Source organism: Gracilimonas tropica DSM 19535 (genome assembly GCF_000375425.1).
GTDB lineage: Bacteria > Bacteroidota > Rhodothermia > Balneolales > Balneolaceae > Gracilimonas > Gracilimonas tropica.
In genome coordinates this window covers 51548-74378 of sequence record NZ_AQXG01000006.1, presented here as the reverse complement: position 1 = coordinate 74378, position 22831 = coordinate 51548, and the positions used below count along the sequence as shown (strand labels likewise).

The window sequence follows — 22831 nt, the reverse complement described above, 5'->3', positions numbered from 1 at the left end:
ACTCACGTTATTTATGCTTTCGACTCTGGAGAGTCGATTTACTGTCATCATTAGAACTCATTTCAAAAATGACCGTTATTGGCTTTTTTATTCGAACTGAGTTTACGGGTAAAATATCTTTCCTTGCTTCGCATGATCCACTAAAATTTGTGCCGGTTTGAACCGTGGGCCATATTCTTCAGTAAATGCATTTAGTTTATCCACCACATTCTGTACTCCGGTTTGATCGATATAGCGAAATGGTCCGCCCAAAAAAGGAGGAAAGCCCAAACCCAGAATAGCTCCAAGGTCTCCGTCAGCGGGCGACTTCAAAATCCCTTCTTCCAGGCACCACGCCGCTTCATTGATCATCGTTAAAGCAATGCGCTGCTGAGCGGTTTCCTTATCCGGGTTGGTGCGGCTGGTACCGCCAAAATATTGGTAGATGTCTGAGTTGACCTCCTTCTTTTTACCTTCTGAATAAGAGTACATACCCTTTCCATTTTTTCGGCCTTTGAAACCGGCATCGAGTAATTCCTGTGCCCTGTTTTGGGTGTCCACTCCTCTTTCGGCAAACATGGGCGACATCGTTTCTGCCACATGAGCCCCCACATCAATACCTACTTCATCAAATAATGCCATCGGTCCTACAGGAAAACCAAAATCTTTCATGATCTTATCCAGGAACTCAATGGAGGCGCCTTCTTCCAGCAGTTTCATAGCCTCATTCATATATGGAGCTAAAATTCGGGTAGTATAAAAACCGGGGCCGTCTTTCACCACAATTACATTCTTGCCCTGATTTACTCCAACCTGAAAAGCCGTTTGAATCACCCAATCGGCTGTTTTTTCGGTAGCGATGATCTCGAGCAGAGGCATTTTCTGAACCGGAGAGAAGTAGTGCATCCCAATGATATTTTCCGGTCGTTTAGCCCCTTCCGCAATCTCAGAGATAGGCAGGGAAGAAGTGTTGGAGGCAAAAATGCAGTGATCACCAGTGTTGGCTTCAATCTGCTGAACGATATTTCGTTTGAGTTCCAGATCCTCGAATACCGCCTCAATAACCAGATCTATGGAGCCAAACCCATCATAGGAATCCACGCCGGTGACTTTACTCATGGTCTGATCCCGTTCAAATTCCGTGATAATGCGCTTTTTAACTTTTTCATCCAGTGACTTCCAGATCTCTTTTTCGCCTTTGGCTGCATTTTCAATGGTTTGATCTTTGAGCAGCACCCGGTAGTCTCCTTTGTTCACACTTACATCTGCAATACCGGAACCCATCAGTCCGGCTCCCAGCACTCCGATCTTTTTAACAGGCTTCACCAGGTCAGGCGTAGGGACTTTTTTCGAGGCATTCATCCCAAAAAATAGATTCACCAGGTTGCGGGATTCCTGCGTGGCCCCCAGTTCGCCAAATAAAACCGTTTCGTTCTCCAGTCCTTTGCCGATTCCGTGTTTATATCCATATTCCACAGCATCGATGATCCTGGGCGGAGCCGGGTAATTACCTTTGGTTTGAGCCGCTGTTTGCTTTCGAGCCTGAGAAAATATGATGCTTCGTCCCACCGGATTTCCTTCCAGGATCTTATGCAAAAACGATCGCTTGTCTTTTCTTCCAAACTTCCCTTCTGCAATTTTATGAACACCCTTTATGGCTGCTTTTTCGATGGCATCCTTGTGTGTAATCTCATCAAACATCCCCATTTTTTTAGCCTGACGAGTGTAGATATTTTTTCCCGTCAGCATATACGGGAAGGCATTCTGAAGTCCAATAAGCCTTGGCAAACGCTGCGTGCCGCCGGTTCCGGGGAGAAGTCCCAGTTTGACTTCCGGCAGTGCAAAAACGGTTTTGGAGCTGTCTGAACACACCCGGTAATGACAAGCCAGCGATAACTCTAAGCCACCGCCCATGCAGCTCCCATGCACTGCTACGGCAATCGGTTTAGGGAAATCCGCGATACGATTCAGGATCCGGTGCCCCTTCTTACTGAGCTGCTCAATTTCTTCGGCCGTATCCCGAGCCTGAAACATGTCAATATCCGCTCCCGCAATGAAATTGTCCTTCTTCCCCGAGATCAAGACTGCTCCCTTGAGTTTATCATCCGACTCAAGCTCATCCAAAAAAGCTGAAAACTCTTCGATTAGGCCTTCATTGAGTTTATTCACTTTCTCGCCGGGAAGATCCAGCGTAAGAATAGCGACGGATTCTTTATGGGTGATATTTAAGTAGCTCATGGTTTTATGTTGATTAAAAGTTTTCGGAAAAAGAATTCAGCTGGTTCGTGTTGCAAAGCCCTTAGCTCCAACCTCACCTAAATCCTCTCCTCACCTGCCCCGAGCATTCGTGGGTAAGGAAAGGACTTTTTCGGGGTTGCTTAAAATTCTGAAGCGTATTCATATCTGAGATATATCTAAAGCGTCCTCCTCCTTGCCAAGGAGGAGACAGAGGAGGTCGGGGATGTTGATAAATGTTCATAACGTTTGATTAAGTACGTGTTGAAGGTTTTATTCTCTTACCTATAATGAATTCCAATTTTGCAATAGCAGCATCGATGTCTTCAAAAATTTCTTCGTTTTTAATTCTTATCACTTCAATTGAATTCTTTCTCAAAAAAGTATCTTTGTTTTTATCTCGAACTTTTTGCTCTTTGGAAAGGTGAATTTTGCCATCCACTTCTATAACTAAATTAGCTTTTGGGACGAAGAAATCGACAACATAAGGCCCAAAACCATATTGACGTTTAACTCTTACTCCACATAACTTTTTATTACGAACTCGTTCCCAAAGCATCTCCTCAGCTTCAGTCATATTTTGACGAAGTTCCCTTCTTAGTTGTTTGGTTTTCCGTGGATTTTTAATGCTCACTTTATCTATGGTTTAAAAAAGAATTTAGTTGGTTCAAGTTGCAAAGCCCTTAGCTCCAACCTCACCTAAATCCTCTCCTTCACAAGGAGAGGACTTTATTCGAGATGGATCAAAGTCCAAAAGTAAATTCACAGCATTGATATAATAAACGCGTCCTCCTCCTTGCCAAGGAGGAGACAGAGGAGGTCGGGGATGTTGATAAATGTTCATAACGTTTGATTCTATATTAAAAGCCACCAAAAAATGAAAATTGGAATTTGAACCTTGATAATTATCCAATTATCCCGAATATCTTTCCAGTACAACCGCGTGACCCTGCCCGCCGGCTGCACAAGCTGAGACCAAAGCAAATTCGCCGTCTTCGCGAATCAATCTGTTTGCGGCTGTGGTGACCAACCGAACTCCGGTGGCTCCAAAGGGGTGCCCCAGTGATAGGGAGCCACCCATGGTGTTTAATTTTTCCATGGGAATCTCGCCTACCTTTTGATTTCGGTTCAAGGATGCTTTCGCAAATTCATCAGAGTTCAAAGCTGTCAATACCGACAGCACCTGACCCGCAAAAGCTTCGTGCAGTTCAATCACGTCCATGTCTTTGAGCGACAGCTTCATGGCGTCAAGTACTTTGGGGATGGCATAAGCAGGGCCAAGCAAGAGTTCTTCTCCCGGATCCTGTGATACGAAGTTGTATTCCCGGATGTAGGCTTTGGGTTTCAGCCCCAAATCGAGGGCGGTTTGTTCTTCCATGATGAAGGAAGCCGAAGCACCATCGGTGAGGAAAGACGAATTTCCGGCGGTAACCGTACCATGCGGCTTGATGAACGCCGGCCGCAGTTTTGCGAGCTTTTCGATGGAGGTATCCTCCCGGAAGCCGTTATCATGTTTTACAACATCAAATTTGGGTGGGATTTTAGCGGGAATGAGTTCCTGATCCAGCCATCCTTTTTGGGTTGCTTTGGCTGCCAGTTGATGCGAGCGCAGGGCATACTCGTCCTGATCTTCCCGGCTCACCCCAAAACGTGCCGCCATACGGTCGGCACTTTCGCCCATCACTTCACCCGTGGAAAATTCAGCGATAGCCGGCAGTTCCGGCAGCAAATCTTTGAAGCCAAGTCCTTTAAAGAATTTCAGGAAATCGAGGGGAGATTTGTACTTACGGGCCTCCAATACTTTTTGCCGGAATTTCTTTTTGAACCGAACGGGAATGTCTGACATGGTCTCGGTTCCGCCTGCTAAAATGATTTTGGCCTGACCCGTTCGAATCAAATCAACGCCACTTGCGAGGGCCTGATTGGAAGAGATGCACGCCATGGTGGTGGTGAAGGCGGGAACCGAATTGGGGATGCCGGCTCCAAGTGCGCTTTCCCGGGCCACATTGCTGGTTTTCACTTCCTGTATTACCGTGCCCATGATCACGCGGTCAATATTTTTGGGATCTACGGGATTTCGTGCGATCAGGCCTTCGATGGCCATGCGCCCGAGGTCGTAAGCCATCAGGTCGTTATAGTTTGTGCCCGAACGCTGAAAGGGAATGCGGCAGCCGTCTACCAATACGGCCGTTTTTGGATAGTCTTTGGAAGTACTCATGGGGTTTGATTAGGTTCAAAAACAGTACAATGCAACAGTCGTAAAATGTAAAATCTGGCGATAAGTTAACAGTGTTAACCAATAAATCAATAAAGGTGATTATTTTTCTTTGTCTGTGTTTGAAATGTTCTTATATTTGTCGCCCTTCGAGCAAGTCGGGCGATTAGCTCAGTTGGTTCAGAGCACCTCGTTTACACCGAGGGGGTCGGGGGTTCGAGTCCCTCATCGCCCACAAAAAAGCCAGTTAGGTCTATGATCTAACTGGCTTTTTTTATTTGTGGTGCAAACAAAATAATTTTAAGACACATATTTTGTGAGAGATCCTTTGTACCCAATTATTTCTTTTAATAACCAATAAAATAATGTTGTAGCTGAATCTGCATAGTATAATAACTCATTACTACTTTTGTTGCTCCTGCTAGGATGAGCAATGTAGCCTCTCAAACTATGCCAATTATCTGTTAATAATTTTGGTAAATCTTTTTCTTTGTGAAGCTTTCTAAAAAGTTTTCGGACACTTGGTTTTGAATAATAATCTAAGCTACTATAAATATTGTTCTTTATTGATCGATCTATTTTTGTTGCTTTTAGCTCCTTTTTGGCTTGTTCAATTTTTTCAATATAGCTTGGTGATGGACTAAAATTATTTAAGAAATAAATACTAATAAGCTCTTCAACACCTAAACTTATTACAGTAGCATAAGCATGAACTGACGATACAGATGTATGGATACACCTATTCAAAATTTGATTTATTCTATAGTCTTTTCTAGTTCGTTGAAATAAAATTAGCTGTGACATAAAATCGGATAATGAACTAATATCGGTTTTATGATTTGCTAGAATGGGTGGTTTCATTAGCGAAGAATATTTAACAGAAGTACTATCAGACTTGATCATTATATAGCTCTCATCATTTGATGTAAGATCAACTATAGAGAAATGAATATTGGTTGAGGTAATTATCCGTATGACATCCAGAAAAAAATCGATTTCTGTAAAATCATATCGAAATCTTTTGTCTCTTACCAAAATATCAACCTGATATCTTCCATTTTTTTCATAGAAAATATATTCTAAGCCATAGATAAGAAATCTTGTAGACAAATAATTTTGCTCTCCATCATGATATGTGTGCTGGTAATTCGTTGTTAGTTTTAGTCTGTTTTTAAGTTGAAATGATATTCCATTTTCACTGCTAAATAAATTATTGCAGTATAGCCTTTCAAACTCCCCTTTTACAACCACACCATTCCTTCCTTCATCTCCACTTACATCAACTTGTTTTGAAAAATAGATATTACCTGCTGCGTCTTTTGCATCTAACCTGAAATAGAAATTTTTTTTTATGATTCTATATGGCTTTAATATTTTCCCTCTTTTGATCTTATCCATAAATGGAGTCGCTTTCTCATTTGAAGGAAAGCAAATAAGTTCAAACTTTTTATCCTTATTTAGGCATATTATTCCTTTTCCCGAGTAACACTGTGGGTTTTTATTATTTCCCAGTTGCTTTAAAGTTATTTCAGTGCATTCAATCTGGAATGTTCCTTTCTCATTAAATTCCTGTACTATATCATATGGATCTAAATACATAGAGCTATACTGATTACTTCATTTTTCAATCATTTCTTTGTTCTCTAAGAGAATACTAAAGGGCGATTAACTTAGGGTAATTTCTACCACTAATATTTATAGTTTAGTAAGTCATAGGACAAATAAAAAAAATCAGTTATTAGTAGTCCGTGAATCAGATAACGTTCGTCCGTTCATGGTGGAAAACTCTTTTTGTTTTAGAGAAATGATCAAAAATGAGTCATTCCGAAGATTTATTTCTTACCCATATATACTTGAAGTAAAAGTCTATAGCAAATAAATAAAGCCTTAAACTAAGTTCCATTAATATCCATCCCACAATTCCCTACATTCCTCCAATGAAAAAAATAAGCGCTATAATTTTAGGGATTTGTGTCCTTGTGGGGTGCAGTACTGAAGACCCGTTTTCCGAGCTCAAGGAGAAGGCTGAGGTCTTCGAATTGGGGGGTGCAAAAAAACTTCAGCTTACCAAAGATCCGGGCTTTTCTATCGGTTCGTATGAGACGTTCAATAACATTGGAGATGTCACGGCAGATGCCGAAGGCCGGTTTTTTGTTATCAATAATCATAGGGCACGGATCGAAGTATTTTCAAGGCAGGGTGAGCACCTGAGGAGCCTGGGCCGAAGCGGGAGCGATCCGGGTGAATTTCAAAACCCGGTACAACTTCAAACGGATGCACAATTTTTATATGTTTTCGATAAAGACCTGCAGCAGCTTAACCTGTTTCGCCTGAATGATCTTGAGGTGGAAGGCGCTATTAACCTCAATGCCGCTCATCTTTTTTCAGCAGATTCAATCCAAACGGCCATTCCTTTTACGTTCGAGCTGCTTTCTGAAAACGCTGTAATGGTAGGATTTCGGATCACCAAAAGTCCGCAAGATCAGCAGGAGCTATATGTGAAAGTGGGAAAGGAAGGAAAGTTGATCGGGGAACCGCTGTTCCGATTCAAAGGTAAGAGTCTGTACGTGGATGACACCATGACGACCACCGTGATCATGGAATTACCCTATGCTCCGGAAACCCTAATCAAAACAGGTGCTGATGCTTCGATTTATGTTCTGAATACCTCCGACTTTTTGGTTCGCAAATTGAATCAGGATGCCAAATTTCAGGAAGCCCGGTACTATCCCATGGAAAAACGGCCGCTGAACAAACAGGATGTCGTGGATTCCTACACCAATGTGTATTATCGACGGGCCATTCGCGCGGCTACTTTGCCCGCTACCTGGCCGGCCGTCGATCATTTTCTTACAGACGATGAAGGCCGGATTTGGGTGGCAACCATCATCGCACAACCGGATCAGTTTCGGTGGTATGTATTGGATGATTCCGGGTCACCGCTTTATACTTTTGATCTGCCAAGAATGGAAACCATACTGCTTATCAAGGATCACAGAGTTTATGTAAGGCGATACAATTCCCGCGGGTATTCGGATGAGATCCTGCGTTATCGTTTTGATGAAGATTGACCTGAGCTCAATTAAAAATTCAATGGGAGCTGTAAATCGACTCTCCAGAGTCGATAGTATTAATTGCCTGAAGATTAAGAACATGCGAATCCGGAAATCTGCGCTACTCTATATCTATGCTCGAAATTCAGATTTAGTTGCTTTAAAAAGCATATATGCAGGTTTCAAAAGGATGCTTCAAAAGAGAATATCGTAGAAAAAATTTCAGGTTAATTGAATAATTTAATGAAGGTTTGAAAAATAAATATAGAAGATCAAATAATAGAGATGTAATATTTTAAACTAAAAGTCATAATTAATAATTATATTCATTTTTGTTGGCTATTATTAATAAAAAAGTAAAGACATGGATATTAAATTTGTAAAACGTTCGAATGTAAAGTCGTCTAAGAAAAGAACTTCAAAGTTTAAGCCTTTATTAGATGCGATTGAAAAATTAAAGCCCGGCGGACAAGCGGTTGAGGTGAGTTACAGCAACGAGAAGAACATTAATTCGATGCGAACGGCAGTGTATCAGTTTGGGAAGAAAAATGACATCAAGGTAAAAAGCCGTCGTGATGCCGATAACAAAAAGATCTACTTTTATCGCGATAAGTGATCGTCTTCTTCGACGCCGGCCCATTCAAGGTATTTCTTTCGGACTTCGCTGATGTGGTCGTCGATGGTTTCTTTTTTCCAGTTTGAGGTATCGATCGGCGGGTGAATGTGCGCATTGATGGTTCCGCTTTTGGATAGGAGGGAGCCGCCCAGGCTCAACTCTTGGTTGCCTTCAAAATAGATGGGCACCAGGGGAAAACCGAGGTCGATGGCCATATGAAAAGCTCCTTTTTTGAAGGGGCCAATCACTCCCGGGTGCTTGCGAGACCCTTCCGGAGCCACCATAATGGACAGTTTATCACGCTCGAGGCGGTCATAGGTATTTTGCAGCTTCCGGATGGCCTTCTCACTTTTTTTTCGCTGAATGAAAACCTGTCCCGTGAGCCTTCCCACAATAAAAAAAAGCGGATTGTATTGTAGCTCCCACTTGGCCACAAAACGAATGTGCGGTAAACCAAGCGCGATCATGGTAACCAGATCCAGCGTAGAACTGTGATTGATGGTGTAAATAACCGGCGGTTCAACAGGTTCGCCATGCTGAATGATGTTAAACTTGATGCCGAGAGTCCAAAGCACAGGATAGGCGATAAATGGCCCAAAATTTTCAACAATGAAATTAGTGGCCTTGCCAAAGCTGAGCAGCAGCAAGATGGCGATCATTGGGGTTGAGATGGCAAACATCACAAAGAAAACGAGAATCGCCAAAACACTGCGCAGGTATTCAATGGGAGTGAGTGAGGTTGCCATGTATCGATTTATTTTTGAGCCGAATATAGCAGAACCGCGGGTCGACTGAAAATCAGAAATGGAAAGAATGCTCGAAAGTGTATAATTTTGCGGATCATGAAAACCGTATCTGCTTCAGAAAAAACGCCGGAAATCACCTTAGAGGAATTCAATTCCGTTTGGTGGGCCTGGAACACGCACATGCATACTGTTATTGCCTCTCAGTTTTCTAAAGCATGGAAACCGGATTTCGAGCGAATAGAGATCGACACCCCGGATGAAGATTTTCTTGAAATTGATGTGTGTGAGACCAATTCCAACAAACCGGTGGTGGCGTTGTTTCATGGTCTCGAAGGCTCTACGGACCGGCATTACATGGCCAACCTGATGCGTGAATTGAAGCGCCATGAGTTTTCTTCGGTGGCCGTAAATTTTCGGGGATGTGGCAGTCGGCTCAACGATCAGCGCCGGTTTTATCATTCCGGTGCCACCGACGATTACCGAACAGTTTTCAGATGGATGGAATCCAATTTTCCAAAAAAAGAGATCTATGCGGTGGGCTATTCTTTGGGTGCCAATGCGCTGGTGAAATATCTGGGGGAAGAAGGCCGGCAGAGCAGGGTGCATAAAGCGGTGGCGGTTTCTCCGCCTTACGATCTGAAGGAAGGTTCCATTCGGATGCAGCAGGGAATCAATCGCTTGTATGAATATCGGTTTTTGAAAACACTGGTCGAGAAACTGGAAAAAAAGCGTGAACGCTTTCCTGACCTGCCTGTTTATCAGGGGAATTCTATTTATGAATTTGATGATCAGGTTACCGCAAAACTGCATGGTTTCACCGGCGCTGATGACTATTATCATCAATGCTCCAGCAAACACTTTTATGGGGATGTGAACGTGCCGCTGCTGGTAATTCACAGTAAAGCTGATACACTATGCCCTATTGAATTTGCTCCTTTTGATGACTTAACCGAAAATGCGAAAATTCAAACTTGCTTTACGAATGAAGGCGGACATGTAGGTTTTTTGAGTAACCCGCCGGGCTGGTTGTACCGGGTGATTTTGCAGTGGTTTAAAACAGATTAGTTTTTTCATTCGAGAATAAATATAAATCAGTGTGGGAGAGATTTAGCAAAGGATTGGTTTTATTGAATAGCCTCAAAAGTTGTCATCCAGAGCGCCCCGTAGGTTGTATTCGATATGGTATAGTAAACGCGATGGATCTCAAGGTTTGAACCGGTAAATCGTATTGAACGATGAGATCCCTCGCGTAAAGCAGATCAAACCTTAGCGAAATTTCGCCGACTCGGGATGACAATTTATTAGATATTCGGGGATTTTATAACTCGATCACCAACCCATTACTCAACGCATAAGTGAGATTTGGGATGTCAATGATCGGTTGGGCATCATAAGACATAATAAAACTGATACTCAACGCAATCCTCTTGGTGATATCCATTTCTATCTCCCACTCCAGAATAGAACGCGCTTTGAGAAACTGATTGGGCCGGGCCTGATAATATCCCACTAAAAGAAAAGTGGCCGAATTGCTGAGTTTACCCCGCAGAGAAACGTTACTGGTACTTTTAACAAATTCATTCTCAATGGAAGGTTGATTCGCCAGCTGCCATTCTTCAAATTCATACATCAGTGCAGTGGAAACACTTGCCTGCCATTTCTCCCCGCGATAAAACCGATATTTAATTCCGGCTCCGCCCAAAGCGCGGTTATTTAATCCCAAGTTGTTATTGTACTGATATTGGGTGAATACTTCGGGCGACCATTTCCCCTTCCGCAAAAATGTAGAACGCAAGTGAATGTACCCGCTGCTGATGAGCGAATTGCCATCAATATTCACAAAATTCAGGTTGTTGAGCAGCATGTACGCATGCTTTTTGGAGAAGTATGAAAGATTGGATTCGTTGGTGAACTCGAGCACTCTTTCGTTGTAGCCATTCAGGGAAAGATCGAATTCGAGCTCGCCATGCCATCCCGCAGAATCTTCGGTGGTGCGGACGCTTTCCACATTTAAGAGTTGGGCGTTTAGGGTGGTGGTAAAAAGGGTCATCACAAAAAAGAAGGAGAAACAACGAATCATAAAACTATGTGTACTTGAGTTGGTTGAAAGGTTCAAAGGTACATTATCCCATCTTGTTCCGAAATCGTTCATTGGGTGAAATTGTCCTATCACTCAAACGATTCGTATCTTTGGGTTGTTAAGTTTTCATTCACTCAAATCCATAAAATAAGAACATCACATGGTTATTATTATTGGTGCAGGTCCCATTGGACTTGCCACCGGAATTGCCCTTCAAGAGAAAAATATTGACTTCAAAATTATTGAACGCGGTTGCTTGGTGAATTCGCTGTTCAACTATCCCACCAACATGACCTTCTTTTCAACATCCGATAAGCTGGAGATCGGGAACGTGCCTTTTATTTCGCACGGCTCAAAACCAACGCGAGCCGAAGCTTTGGAATATTACCGGCGGGTGGCAGAGCATTATGAATTGCCGATCAGCTTGTATGAAACGGTGACATCCATGGAAGGCGAAGATGGAAACTTTACGGTTACCACCGATAAAGATGTGTATAAAGCAGAGAAAGTGATCGTAGCAACAGGATTCTACGGTCAGGCGAATATGATGGGCGTGCCCGGAGAAGATCTCCCCAAAGTGAAGCATTATTATGATGAGCCGCATCCCTACGCCTGGCAGAAAGTGCTGGTGATCGGAGGGGGGAATTCCGGGGTGGATGTAGCCCTCGAAACCTGGAGAAGCGGCGCTGAGGTCACGATGCTGTTGAAATATGACGGCATCAAGGAATCGGTTAAATATTGGGTGAAACCGGATATCGAGAACCGGATCAAAAATGGCGAGATCCCGGCTTATTTTAATTCTGAAGTGAAAGAGATCCGCGAGAAGGAAGTGGTGATCAGCACGCCGGAAGGTGAAGTGACATTGGAAAATGATTTTGTGTTGGCGATGACCGGTTATCATCCGAATTATGACCTGATGGAGTCGTTGGGTGTTGAACTCACTGATGATGAAAAGTGCATGCCCGTCTATGATGAAGATAGCTTAGAGACCAAAAGAAAAGGCGTTTACGTAGCCGGTGTAGTGTGCGGCGGTATGGACACAAGCCGTTTGTTTATCGAGAATTCACGTGTGCACGCTGAACAGATTGCCAGCCATATAGCGGAGAATTTATAAGGTATTTTGGCCCTCTATTTAGAACAGGAAGCTGGAGCTTCCGGGACTGCGTTACGAAGGAGGACCTTCGTAACGAGGCTTAGGGCTCGATGTAACCCTGGAAGGGTTGCTTTTTCTCGGTACGTTAATCTCTGAAAATCAAAACGCGGAACTCTGAATCATCGTCTTCGTTTTCTTATCTTTATAAGAAGTTCACGAAGCAAAGATATTTTAAATTATAAACCGAACATCAAAAACAGATAAACATGAAAGTAACAGTTGTTGGAGCCGGTGGGAACGTTGGCTCAACCGTAGTTGACGTACTCGCCCAGCGCGATATTTGCAAAGAAATTGTAGCCGTAGATATTGAAAAGAAGGACGGCGACAAAACCTTTTATCCTTCCAAAGGTCGCGGACTGGATCAGTGGGAGTCGGCCCCGGTTCATCTATTTGACACGCGTATCAAAGGAACGGTGGATTACGCCGACACGGCCGGATCTGATGTTTGTGTAATTACTGCCGGTGTTCCACGTCGCCCGGGAATGAGCCGTGACGATTTGCTCGAGATCAACGCTAACATCGTAAGTAGCGTCAGTAAAGAGCTTGCCAAGCATTCTCCGGAAACCATCATCATCGTAGTTTCCAATCCACTGGACGTAATGGTTCAGGTAGCTAAAGAGGCCAGCGGACTGCCTTATGAAAAAGTAATGGGAATGGCCGGAATCCTCGATACTGCCCGCTACCGTGCCTTTATCGCGGATGAGTTGGATGTATCACCAAAAGACATTCAGGCGTTATTAATGGGTGGTCATGGTGACACCATGGTTCCACTGCCACGTTTCACAACTTTAGGTGGAATGCCGATCACGCACTTCATCAAAGAAGAACGATTGAACGAGATCGTTGAGCGCGCCAAGAAAGGCGGCGGTGAGATCGTTGGCTTGATGGGAACATCTGCATGGTACGCTCCAGGAGCGGCAGCCGCTCAAATGGTGGAAGCTATTCTGCTCGACCAAAACCGCATTTTCCCGGTATGTGCCCACATCGACGGTGAGTATGGAATTGATGACCTCTATATCGGCGTTCCTGTTAAATTGGGAACCGGTGGCGTAAAAGAAGTAATTGAGGTTGAATTAAACGAAAAAGAACAGCAACTTCTGGATGAATCAGCCAAAGCCGTTCGCGGTACTTTGACTGAATTCAGAGAACTAATGAACAAGTAAACACAAATAAAGAGGACTAAGGTCTTCACTACTTGCATTAATCCCTCACGTGAATTCGTTCGCGTGAGGGATTTTTTTTTGAAATAAAGTTTTTAAACTTAGTTGCCCTTGGCACCAACACCCCACGAAATTCAAAAAAGGAACCACTTTTTTGCATTGATCTCCCCTCAAGGGGAGAATTGTTCTTGGTTAAATTCTAGATATAAGCTTGTAATGGCTCTATAATCAACAATCAGCAAGAATAGTCCTCCCTTGAGGGAGGTGCCGACTGAATAGGAGGCGGAGGGTGTTATTTGGGGCTATTATGCTTGCTCTTGCAACCCCATCACTTTCATTTCCAAATACCGCATCACTCCATCCAAATTCCGCTTCACCTCTTTATCTGGAATTCGAATAAATTTAACTCCGTGGGATTCAAGGAGCTCCTGCCGCTTTTCATCAGAGGCTTTATTTTGGGGATTGTCGTGACTGATACCGTCTATCTCCAAAGCAAGAATCAACTCATGGCAATAGAAATCTACGACAAAAGTAAGCATGGGCACTTGGCGATGAAATTGAACTCCAAGTTTTTTTTCGAACCTGCTGCCATAGCAAAACTTCGGATAGGGTCATATTTTTGCGAAGTTTTCTGGCAATGGTTTTCATACTTCGATGATATGGAATGATCTTATTTCGGCTCATAGTAGCTCTTTTTCTTATTTAGGGCTTCTTGGAAGTCATTCCTTATAAAAAAATTTCTGGCAGGTGAAAATTTTGATGCCCCTGGCACCAACACCCCTCACAAACCAAGCGGGAACAGCCGCTTGGTTTGGTCTCCCCTCAAGGGGAGAATTTGTTCTTGGTTGAATTTTAGACATAAGCTTGAAATGGCAGTATCATCATCAATCAGCAAGAATAGTCCTCCCTCGAGGGAGGTGCCGGAGTGAGCGAATGCGAACTCTGGCAGAGGGTGTGAGTTGGGGCTATGTTATTAACTCTTGCAACTCCCACACTTCCACAAAAACCTAACCCACCAAATTTACCAAAACACTTTTCCCATTATCTGTTACTTTCCTGCAGGCAATAAATAATACAATCCAGCTTATGAAATCACTTAGCAAATTTTCTCTTTGGTTTTTCACTTTCACGCTTCTTTTTGTCGTTGGCCTGAATGCCCAGGATGTCCAGGTTCCAGTTATAGAAGATGGACAGGCGCAGATCATTCCTGAATTCGAAAATCCTGAAGACTGGATCCGCCACGACCTTTGGGTGGAAACGGAATTTGATACCGATGGCAACGGCCAACCCGATCGCATGCACGTTTCGGTAACAAGGCCAAAACAAACGGAGTCCGGGGAGCTTAAGCTGCCGGTGATCTATGAAACGAGTCCGTATTATGCCGGCACCGCTCGTCCACCGTACGATTTTTTCTGGAATGTAGAACATGAAGTTGGGGAAGAACCGCCGGCTCGTAAAGCCGGACCTGAAGTTCAACGAAGTGGTCAGCGTCCAATTATTTCTAATTCCCATATAAAAACATGGGTACCTCGTGGATTCATTGTAGTTCACTCCAGTTCACCCGGAACGGGACTTTCACAAGGTTCCCCAACCGTGGGTGGAGATAACGAATCTTTGGCTCCCAAAGCAGTGATCGATTGGTTGAATGGGCGTGCCAATGGTTATACCTCTCCGGATGGAGACGAAGAAGTAGAGGCTTTCTGGACAACCGGTCAGGTTGGAATGACCGGAACTTCTTATAACGGAACCCTTCCTTTAGCAGCTGCGACCACCGGAGTTGAAGGACTTGAGGCCATAATTCCTGTGGCACCTAATACATCGTACTATCACTATTATCGTTCTAACGGGCTGGTACGCTCACCCGGAGGGTATCTCGGGGAAGATGTGGATGTGCTTTTTGATTTCATTTACAGTGGCGCTGAGGAATATCGGGAAAGAAATCGTGCTTTTTACCGGGATTCAATCATTGCAAATGGCATTGATCGCGTGACCGGAGATTACAACGAATTTTGGGCCGGCCGTGATTATTTGAATGATATCGAACCGCTGCAAGCTGCCGTTTTGATGGCTCATGCGTTCAATGACTGGAATGTGATGCCTGAACACAGCTTGCGTATTTATGAGGCTGTTAAAGAAAAAGGCGTTCCATCTATGATCTATTATCATCAGGGTGGACATGGCGGTCAGCCTCCGCTTTGGATGATGAATATGTGGTTTACCCGTTATTTGTTTGATGTAGAAAATGGGGTAGAAGAACTGCCCCGGGCATGGATCACCCGTGAAAATGACGAACGAACGGAACCTACTTCATACCCTGACTTTCCACATCCGGCTGCTGAAGATGTGACATTTTACCTTTCCGGAAATAGTCCGGAACGCGGTGATTTATCCACAGAAAAACCTTCTGATGCCGGAACTGAAACCCTCGTCGATAACGTCTCCTTTGATGGGGCGGCACTGGCGAAAGCAGAATGGACCAATCATCGCTTGATGTATGTGACAAAACCGTTGGCTGACTCCCTGCATATTTCTGGTGAAGCATCCATCACCATAAAACTAGCGAGCAGTAAACCGGCGGCTAATCTCTCGATTTGGCTGGTAGCTTTGCCATGGGAAGAAGGCAGAAGAGCGCAGATCACCGATAATATCATAACTCGCGGATGGGCTGACCCGCAAAATCACGAATCTTTGATGGAAAGTGAGTCGCTTGAGCCCGGTCAATTCTATACCCTGAATTTTGAATTGCAGCCTGACGATCAAATCATTCCTCCCGGGCAGCAGATCGGCTTAATGATCTTTGGCAGCGATCAGGAGTTTACGTTGCATCCCGATCCCGGCACAGAACTCACTGTGGATCTGGACGGCACATCATTAACCTTGCCAATCGTGGGAGGGCCCGGAAATATTAGCTTTAAAAAATAAAATGTATTGAAATAAAAAGGGACTAATTCAATAAAACCCGGCCTTAGAACAAAGAGCGTTAAGAAGATGGTGAAATGAAGCGTTAAGAAAGAAATCATACCGGTGGGAAAATAAGAAGCAGTCTCTGAGCGAGAAGGAGTATTGATTTCTTTTAGCGGAAAGAAGCCAGCTTTAGCTCTTTTTTCGCTCGCCTTGACCTTTTGGTACTTTTGGGTCAAGCCAAAAGTACATGAAGGAACAAAAATTAATTAGTACTAAAGGGAACTTTTGCCTGTCAAGAGGTTTATAGTGTGGCTCAAAATAAGGTATAATTAATAGCTGACAACTTGAAAAGTTTTGAATATGGATTAAAAATGCCCAAAAGATAAAACAGGTTCATTTTCAATTTTTGTCATGGTATTCAATATGATTAAGAAATTATGTTAGCCTAAAAACCGATCCATCAGAATCCGCGCAGCCTTATATGAAGAAATTTCGCCATCCTGAACCTGCCTTCGGATTTGGGTAAGCATGTGCTTTAATTCATCGTTTTTATAAAAAGATCGGTGTAATTCCTGGGTTATCGCTTCATCCAGCCAGTAGTTTGCCTGTTCTTTTCGCTTTTTGTCAAAGAAGCCTTTGGTTTTGGTGTGGCGGACGAATGCATCCACTATTTCCCAGATATCCGAAATGCCTTTTCCGTGAACAGCTGAACAAGTGGCTACTTTTGGGATCCATCCCGACTCAGTCGGTGGAAAAAGGTGAAGGGCGCTTTTGTATTCAGCCATGGCGCGTTTTGCGGCTTCTTCATTTCCGGAATCTGCTTTATTGATGGCGATTGCATCGGCCATTTCCATGATACCGCGCTTGATACCCTGTAGTTCATCCCCGGCTCCGGCCAGCATCAGCAACAAAAAGAAATCGACCATGGAGTGAACCGCCGTTTCCGATTGACCAACGCCCACTGTCTCAATCAAAATGGTATTAAATCCTGCGGCTTCGCAAAGGGTAATGGTTTCCCGGGTACTTTGTGCCACGCCTCCTAAAGAGCCCGATGTAGGAGTTGGACGAACATAAGCTTTTGGATGATTGGAAAGGGTCTCCATACGGGTTTTATCGCCCAAAATACTGCCACGTGTTTTTGAGCTAGAAGGATCCACAGCCAGCACGGCCAGTGTTCGGTTTTGATTTTCTATGATATGATTTCCAAACGCTTCAATAAATGTACTTTTTCCTACACCCGGTACACCTGTAATCCCTATACGTATAGAATTCCCGGAGTACGGCAAACAACCTTCAATGACTTCTTGCGCCAGATCCTGATGCTTCTGTTTTGTGCTTTCGATAAGTGTAATAGCACGACTCAACAACATCCGGTTTCCGGTAAGAATACCATCAATAAATTCATTTTTAGAAGGAAGTGTTCTACTCAAATCAACCTCCAATTTTTAGAAGAAAAGAAAACCGTAGTTTGGGCAGCTTGCCCGAATCTTTTCAGAAAAGTATAAAAGCTTGGATAAGGACGACCGAATGTAGCCTCGGATTTTAATTCGAGGTAAAATGGATTTACAACAGACAAAAATCCCGATAAGGATGACATAAAAACAGATTTAAACAAAACGAAAACATTTATACCAAATTTAGTGCGCCATCGGGTCGTCTCTAACGAGACTCGTCTGACTCGGTTCCTCATTTCCACGGGTTGAATTCCGTGGCTACATTCGGCTATCCCTTCGGGATTTTTTATTTCTCCGGTCCATGAATGATCTTCAAACAATCCCACCTCGTTCCGATGCTCTGCGTCGTAACGGAAGGAAATAAAATCAATCCAATCCATCGGAATAATTTTCTATCAGTACATCTAAAATTTGCTTGGCGGCTCGGGGAATAACCGTTCCGGGCCCGAAGACAGCGGTTACACCGGCATCATACAAATACTGGTAATCTTGCTGGGGAATTACTCCTCCGGCGATCACCATGATGTCTTCACGGCCCTGTTTTTTGAGCTCATTGATGACCTGCGGAACCAAAGTCTTATGTCCACCTGCTAAACTGGAAACCCCTAAAATGTGTACATCATTTTCAACAGCCTGTCGGGCGGCTTCTTCCGGAGTTTGGAACAGCGGACCGATATCTACATCAAAGCCAAGATCTGCGAAGCTGGTAGAGATCACCTTGGCTCCACGGTCGTGCCCATCCTGGCCCATTTTGGCGACCATGATTCTTGGACGCCGCCCGGCAATTTCTGCAAACTCATCGGCACGATTGAGGGCCGCTTTGAAATGATCATCGTCTTTAAGTTCGGAAGAATACACGCCGGAAATGGATTTTATGGTTGCTTTATAACGCCCGAACGATTTTTCCATGGCATCAGAAATTTCACCTAAAGTAGCTCGCTCACGGGCCGCATCAACGGCTAAAGCTAATAAATTTCCATCTCCGCTTTCAGCACATTTCGTGATCGCCTGAAGACAGGACTTAACTTTTTTGTCATCGCGGTCTGCTTTCATCTTGTTGATGCGCTCGATCTGCGATTTTCGCACTTTCTCATTATCCACTTCCAGAATATCGATCTCAGATTTTTCATCTGTGGTAAACTTGTTCACCCCAACAATGGTATCTTGCCCGGAGTCGATGCGGGCCTGTTTCCTCGCCGCGGCTTCCTCGATCCTCATCTTCGGAATTCCCGTTTCAATCGCTTTTGCCATACCGCCAAGCTCTTCCACTTCACCGATCAGCGACCAGGCGCGACGTGCAATTTTATCTGTCAGATATTCCACATAATACGAGCCGGCCCAGGGATCCACCGCTTTGGTAATTCCTGTTTCTTCCTGCAGAAAGATCTGCGTGTTTCTGGCAATGCGGGCAGAGAAATCCGTTGGAAGCGCGATGGCTTCATCCAGCGCGTTGGTATGCAGAGATTGCGTATGTCCCAGCGCCGCAGCCATCGCCTCGATGGTGGTTCGGGCGACATTGTTGAATGGATCCTGCTCGGTGAGACTCCAGCCTGAAGTTTGCGAATGCGTTCGCAGAGATAGGGATTTCTCATTTTTCGGGTTGAAGGACTTCACGATCTTTGCCCACATTAAACGCGCGGCACGCATCTTGGCGATCTCCATAAAATGGTTCATCCCAATGGCCCAGAAAAAGGAGATGCGCGGAGCAAATTCATCCACATCCATTCCGGCTTTTATTCCTGTGCGCAGATATTCGAGTCCGTCTGCGAGGGTGTAGGCAAGCTCAATATCAGAAGTTGCTCCGGCCTCCTGCATGTGATAGCCGCTCACCGAAATAGAATTAAATCGCGGCATGTTTTGCGAGGTATATTCAAAAATATCCCCGATAATTTTCATGGAAGGTTTCGGCGGATAGATGTACGTATTGCGCACCATGAATTCCTTCAGAATATCATTTTGAATGGTTCCGGAAAGTTGCTCCGGTTTCACGCCCTGCTCCTCGGCCGCTACGATATAAAATGCCATCACCGGAATTACAGCTCCATTCATGGTCATGGAAACCGACATTTTATCCAATGGAATTTGGTCGAAGAGGATCTTCATGTCTTCCACAGAGTCGATGGCTACACCGGCTTTCCCAACATCTCCGGATACTCTGGGGTGATCCGAATCATAACCACGATGCGTAGCCAGATCAAATGCTACAGAAAGACCTTTTTGCCCGGCTTTTAAATTTCGGCGGTAAAATGCATTGGATTCTTCGGCAGTGGAAAAGCCTGCGTATTGTCGGATGGTCCACGGACGTACCGCATACATGGTAGAATACGGTCCACGCAGATAAGGTGGAATTCCGGCGGCATAATCCAGATGCTCCAGCTTCTCGATATCGGCTTTGGTGAATTGCGGTTTTACAGGAATTTGTTCCGCGGTTTCCCAAGTTTCCTCTACTTCTTTTTGGGATGATTTTTTTGATGAAAGATCGAGGTCGATGTTTGAAAAATTCTTCTTCATTATGCTTCTCCCTTTTGAAGTTCAACTTCTATATTCAATGGCTCAATTGTTTTTATTTCGATGATATTGCCATTCTGTTCAGCGGAGGAATAATTTTGAATTTTAAAATTTAAATTTTGAATCTTTTCCTCGGGTTGATATTTGTTCACGCCAACAAGTGTCTCATTTTTCTCCTTGTAAGATTCGATTTTATGCTCCCGAGCCTCCCGAATTTCACCTTGAATAAATCCTGATTGCAGACATTCATAAAAACCACCTTTGGCTTCAATTTCCTGAAAGAGTTTCCAGCTTTCTTTGGCGATTTTTTCGGTAAGAGTCTCTATATAATAAGAGCCGGAACCGGGGTCGGTGACTTTATCGAGATAAGCCTCTTCTTGAAGAATAAGCTGCACGTTTCGGGCAATTCGATTGGAAAACTCACTCGGCTCATCAAAATGATAATCGTAGGGAAGAACGGTAAGTCCGTCAGCTCCGCCAAGTACGGCCGACATAGCCTCGGTGGTGGCTCGCAGCATATTATTATGGGCATCGTTTTGGGCTTTGTTCCAGGCGGCCGTTTCGGCATGAACCGAAAAACCGGTGCTTCCTGAACCATACGTTCTCAGCACCTGATTCCACATCAACCTGAACGCGCGGAGTTTTGCAATCTCCGGGAAGTAACTGTTGGCAACGGCGAAATTGAAGTTCAGTTGCTTGCCCTCGCCCGCCAATCCAAGAATTTCATTACCGGCTGCCAGCGCAAATGCGACTTGTTGAACAATTCCTGCTCCCGCATTTCCGCATCCACTCAAATCTACAACATTCGGGAATGGAGAGGCTGAAAGCCGCTGTTCAATCACCTTTTTTGAGACCAATGTCCCCGAAAAAATTCCTTCTTGGAAAGGATCAATGGTAAGCGAAATGTCCAGATTGTTGAAGTCCGGCTTTTGGGATTCAATGAATTCGTTTAATCCTTCTTTTAAAATATCAGAACTAAGTCCGGGGCCGAATTTCAGGCTGATGATGTCAATTTGGATGTCTTTAAGTAGGTTCATTACGTCAGCCGGGGATGAGATCGCATTCGGTTCACCATAAAAAAACAAACCGGATGCGCCATTCTGTAAAGCATTTAACGCCGTTTGGTTTGCAGAAGAGATATCTTTCACCAAGACGGGTTGTAGGATGGTCCACCCGGCTGAATCTCGAACAGGTTTAGGCGGGTGGGAAAGTTCTTCAAGGTCCTCACTTCTATAAAATGGCAGGGCCTCAAGGTTATTTTCAGGATGCCATTTCAGAACATCTTTATAATTTTTGCCTTTTAAATCTTTCTCAATTACGGCCTCCCATTCTTCGATAGAAACCGGAGGAAACTCGTTAAAATGAAGCTCAGCTTTAAAATCTAAAGTATCCAAAACAGCCTAAATAGTTTTATGTGTTGCGATTACAACTGAAAATAAAGAGCAGATAATTCCTTTACTAACTGATGATAAAAAATACGGTTTTAATTAGTAAAAAAGCGCTTTCAATTTGTATATTCAGTACCGATTTTAAACTAAACAAATTTACTTACTCATTGATGGAACAACTTGAGCAACTAATTCCCCCATTAACTCAGCTCACCGAGGACGAGCAAATGTTGAAAGAAGCCGCCGCTGATTTTGCGGAAGCTTCCATTAAGCCTTTGGTAGAAGAAATGGATGAAAAGGCTAAGCTTGATCCCGATCTGGTTAAGCAGTTTTTTGAAATGGGCTTGATGGGTATTGATATTCCTGAGAAATACGCCGGCGGCGGTGGTACTTTTATGATGTCGATCGTGGCTATTGAGCAGATTTCCCGCGTAGATGCTTCTGCGGGAGTGTTTATGGATGTGCAAAACACGCTTGTAAATAATGCTTTTGTGAATTTTGCTTCCGATCACCTTAAAGAAAAATATTTACCGCAATTAGCCACTGAGAAAGTTGGGGCTTATTGTTTATCGGAAGCCGGTTCGGGAAGTGATGCGTTTGCCCTTAAAACAACCGCTAAGGAAGACGGCGATCATTTTGTGCTGAATGGTTCCAAGTTGTGGATCACCAATGCGAATGAGGCTGATATTTTTTTAGTGTTTGCGAACATCAATCCGGAGGAAGGCTACCGGGGCATTACAGCTTTTGTGGTTGAGCGTGACATGAAAGGATTTTCGGTTTCCAAAAAAGAGAATAAATTAGGAATTCGAGCCAGCTCCACTTGCGAAATTTTGTTGGAAGATGTGCGTGTTCCCAAAGAAAATGTATTAGGCGAAGTTGGAAAAGGATATAAAGTAGCCATCGAAACTTTGAATGAAGGCCGAATTGGAATTGGTGCTCAAATGATAGGAATTGCCCAGGGCGCTTTTGATGCTGCTTTGGCTTACATCCAGGAACGTAAACAGTTTGGGAAAGCGATTTCCGAATTTCAGGGCGTTCAGTTTCAATTGGCGCGAATGGCTACCGATATTGAAACTGCCCGCTTGTTGGTGTATAATGCAGCCCGGATCAAAATGTCGGGACAGAAGTTTTTGAAAGAAGCTGCCATGGCTAAATTTTATGCTTCGGAAGTTGCAGAGAAAATAGCTTCTCAAGCCATTGACTTGTATGGCGGCTATGGATATGTAAAGGAATATCCCGTAGAAAAATATTACCGTGATTCTAAGATCGGTAAGATCTACGAGGGTACAACGAACATGCAGCTAAGCACAATTGCTAAGTTGCTACTTCGATGAGTGAGT

General features: G+C 43.9%; 16 protein-coding genes, 1 tRNA gene and 1 pseudogene. 8 read left to right on the top strand and 10 right to left on the bottom strand.

What is annotated here, in order from left to right:
* Window positions 1–102: 102 nt before the first annotated feature.
* From fadJ to B151_RS0110925, 3 genes are all read right to left on the bottom strand, one after another.
* Complete coding sequence (fadJ, locus tag B151_RS0110940; RefSeq protein WP_020403673.1) at window positions 103–2217, bottom strand: fatty acid oxidation complex subunit alpha FadJ; 2115 nt, start codon at window positions 2215–2217, stop codon at window positions 103–105.
* Between the two features lie 250 nt (window positions 2218–2467).
* Window positions 2468–2848, bottom strand: coding sequence for an endonuclease domain-containing protein (locus B151_RS18560; RefSeq protein ID WP_157470937.1), 381 nt, complete (start codon window positions 2846–2848; stop codon window positions 2468–2470).
* A gap of 279 nt (window positions 2849–3127) precedes the next feature.
* Complete coding sequence (locus tag B151_RS0110925) at window positions 3128–4432, bottom strand: acetyl-CoA C-acyltransferase (RefSeq protein WP_020403670.1); 1305 nt, start codon at window positions 4430–4432, stop codon at window positions 3128–3130.
* A gap of 157 nt (window positions 4433–4589) precedes the next feature.
* On the opposite strand from B151_RS0110925, the gene B151_RS0110920 reads away from it, so the two are divergent.
* Window positions 4590–4664 (top strand) — tRNA-Val (locus tag B151_RS0110920).
* Between the two features lie 65 nt (window positions 4665–4729).
* Here B151_RS0110920 and B151_RS0110915 read toward each other — a convergent pair.
* Entirely contained in the window at window positions 4730–6028 is a 1299-nt protein-coding gene (locus tag B151_RS0110915) for a hypothetical protein (protein WP_020403669.1), read from the bottom strand.
* A 338-nt stretch (window positions 6029–6366) separates the two neighbouring features.
* Here B151_RS0110915 and B151_RS0110910 point away from each other — a divergent pair, with 338 nt between their 5' ends.
* A complete protein-coding gene (locus B151_RS0110910) occupies window positions 6367–7500 on the top strand; it encodes a 6-bladed beta-propeller (protein ID WP_040516936.1) in 1134 nt (377 codons plus the stop codon).
* Window positions 7501–7846: 346 nt separating this feature from the next.
* Window positions 7847–8098, top strand: coding sequence for a hypothetical protein (locus tag B151_RS0110905; protein WP_020403667.1), 252 nt, complete (start codon window positions 7847–7849; stop codon window positions 8096–8098).
* Here the strand turns inward: B151_RS0110905 and B151_RS0110900 are convergent.
* Window positions 8083–8844 (bottom strand): lysophospholipid acyltransferase family protein, encoded by a 762-nt coding sequence (locus tag B151_RS0110900; protein WP_020403666.1) that lies wholly within the window; start codon window positions 8842–8844, stop codon window positions 8083–8085. The genes B151_RS0110905 and B151_RS0110900 overlap by 16 nt on opposite strands.
* Window positions 8845–8940: 96 nt before the next feature.
* Here B151_RS0110900 and B151_RS0110895 point away from each other — a divergent pair, with 96 nt between their 5' ends.
* On the top strand, window positions 8941–9909 hold the full coding sequence (locus B151_RS0110895; protein WP_020403665.1) for a YheT family hydrolase: 969 nt from the start codon (window positions 8941–8943) through the stop codon (window positions 9907–9909).
* Window positions 9910–10162: 253 nt separating this feature from the next.
* Here B151_RS0110895 and B151_RS0110890 read toward each other — a convergent pair whose 3' ends face one another.
* Window positions 10163–10924 (bottom strand): DUF481 domain-containing protein, encoded by a 762-nt coding sequence (locus B151_RS0110890; protein WP_020403664.1) that lies wholly within the window; start codon window positions 10922–10924, stop codon window positions 10163–10165.
* Window positions 10925–11084: 160 nt separating this feature from the next.
* Here B151_RS0110890 and B151_RS0110885 point away from each other — a divergent pair, with 160 nt between their 5' ends.
* Both B151_RS0110885 and mdh read left to right on the top strand, forming a co-directional pair.
* The gene (locus B151_RS0110885) at window positions 11085–12038 is read left to right on the top strand and encodes a YpdA family putative bacillithiol disulfide reductase (protein ID WP_020403663.1); all 954 of its coding nucleotides are present in this window, start codon (window positions 11085–11087) and stop codon (window positions 12036–12038) included.
* Between the two features lie 245 nt (window positions 12039–12283).
* A complete protein-coding gene (mdh, locus tag B151_RS0110880) occupies window positions 12284–13240 on the top strand; it encodes a malate dehydrogenase (RefSeq protein ID WP_020403662.1) in 957 nt (318 codons plus the stop codon).
* 302 nt (window positions 13241–13542) lie between these two features.
* On the opposite strand, the pseudogene B151_RS20260 reads toward mdh, so the two are convergent.
* Window positions 13543–13852: pseudogene (locus tag B151_RS20260) on the bottom strand (endonuclease domain-containing protein).
* 471 nt (window positions 13853–14323) lie between these two features.
* On the opposite strand from B151_RS20260, the gene B151_RS0110870 reads away from it, so the two are divergent.
* Window positions 14324–16159, top strand: a complete 1836-nt coding sequence (locus B151_RS0110870) for a Xaa-Pro dipeptidyl-peptidase (RefSeq protein ID WP_020403660.1) — start codon at window positions 14324–14326, stop codon at window positions 16157–16159.
* Between the two features lie 422 nt (window positions 16160–16581).
* Here B151_RS0110870 and meaB read toward each other — a convergent pair whose 3' ends face one another.
* The 3 genes from meaB to B151_RS0110850 all read right to left on the bottom strand — a co-directional run bounded on the left by meaB (window position 16582) and on the right by B151_RS0110850 (window position 21497).
* Window positions 16582–17571: a methylmalonyl Co-A mutase-associated GTPase MeaB gene (meaB, locus tag B151_RS18550; RefSeq protein WP_245550398.1), complete on the bottom strand. Its 990-nt coding sequence runs from the start codon at window positions 17569–17571 to the stop codon at window positions 16582–16584.
* 390 nt (window positions 17572–17961) lie between these two features.
* Complete coding sequence (scpA, locus tag B151_RS18545; RefSeq protein ID WP_020403657.1) at window positions 17962–20106, bottom strand: methylmalonyl-CoA mutase; 2145 nt, start codon at window positions 20104–20106, stop codon at window positions 17962–17964.
* On the bottom strand, window positions 20106–21497 hold the full coding sequence (locus B151_RS0110850) for a methylmalonyl-CoA mutase family protein (protein ID WP_020403656.1): 1392 nt from the start codon (window positions 21495–21497) through the stop codon (window positions 20106–20108). The genes scpA and B151_RS0110850 overlap by 1 nt, the downstream gene beginning before the upstream one ends.
* Window positions 21498–21661: 164 nt before the next feature.
* Between B151_RS0110850 and B151_RS0110845 the strand changes: the two genes are divergently transcribed.
* Window positions 21662–22825, top strand: coding sequence for an acyl-CoA dehydrogenase (locus B151_RS0110845; protein ID WP_026166619.1), 1164 nt, complete (start codon window positions 21662–21664; stop codon window positions 22823–22825).
* Window positions 22826–22831 lie beyond the last annotated feature (6 nt).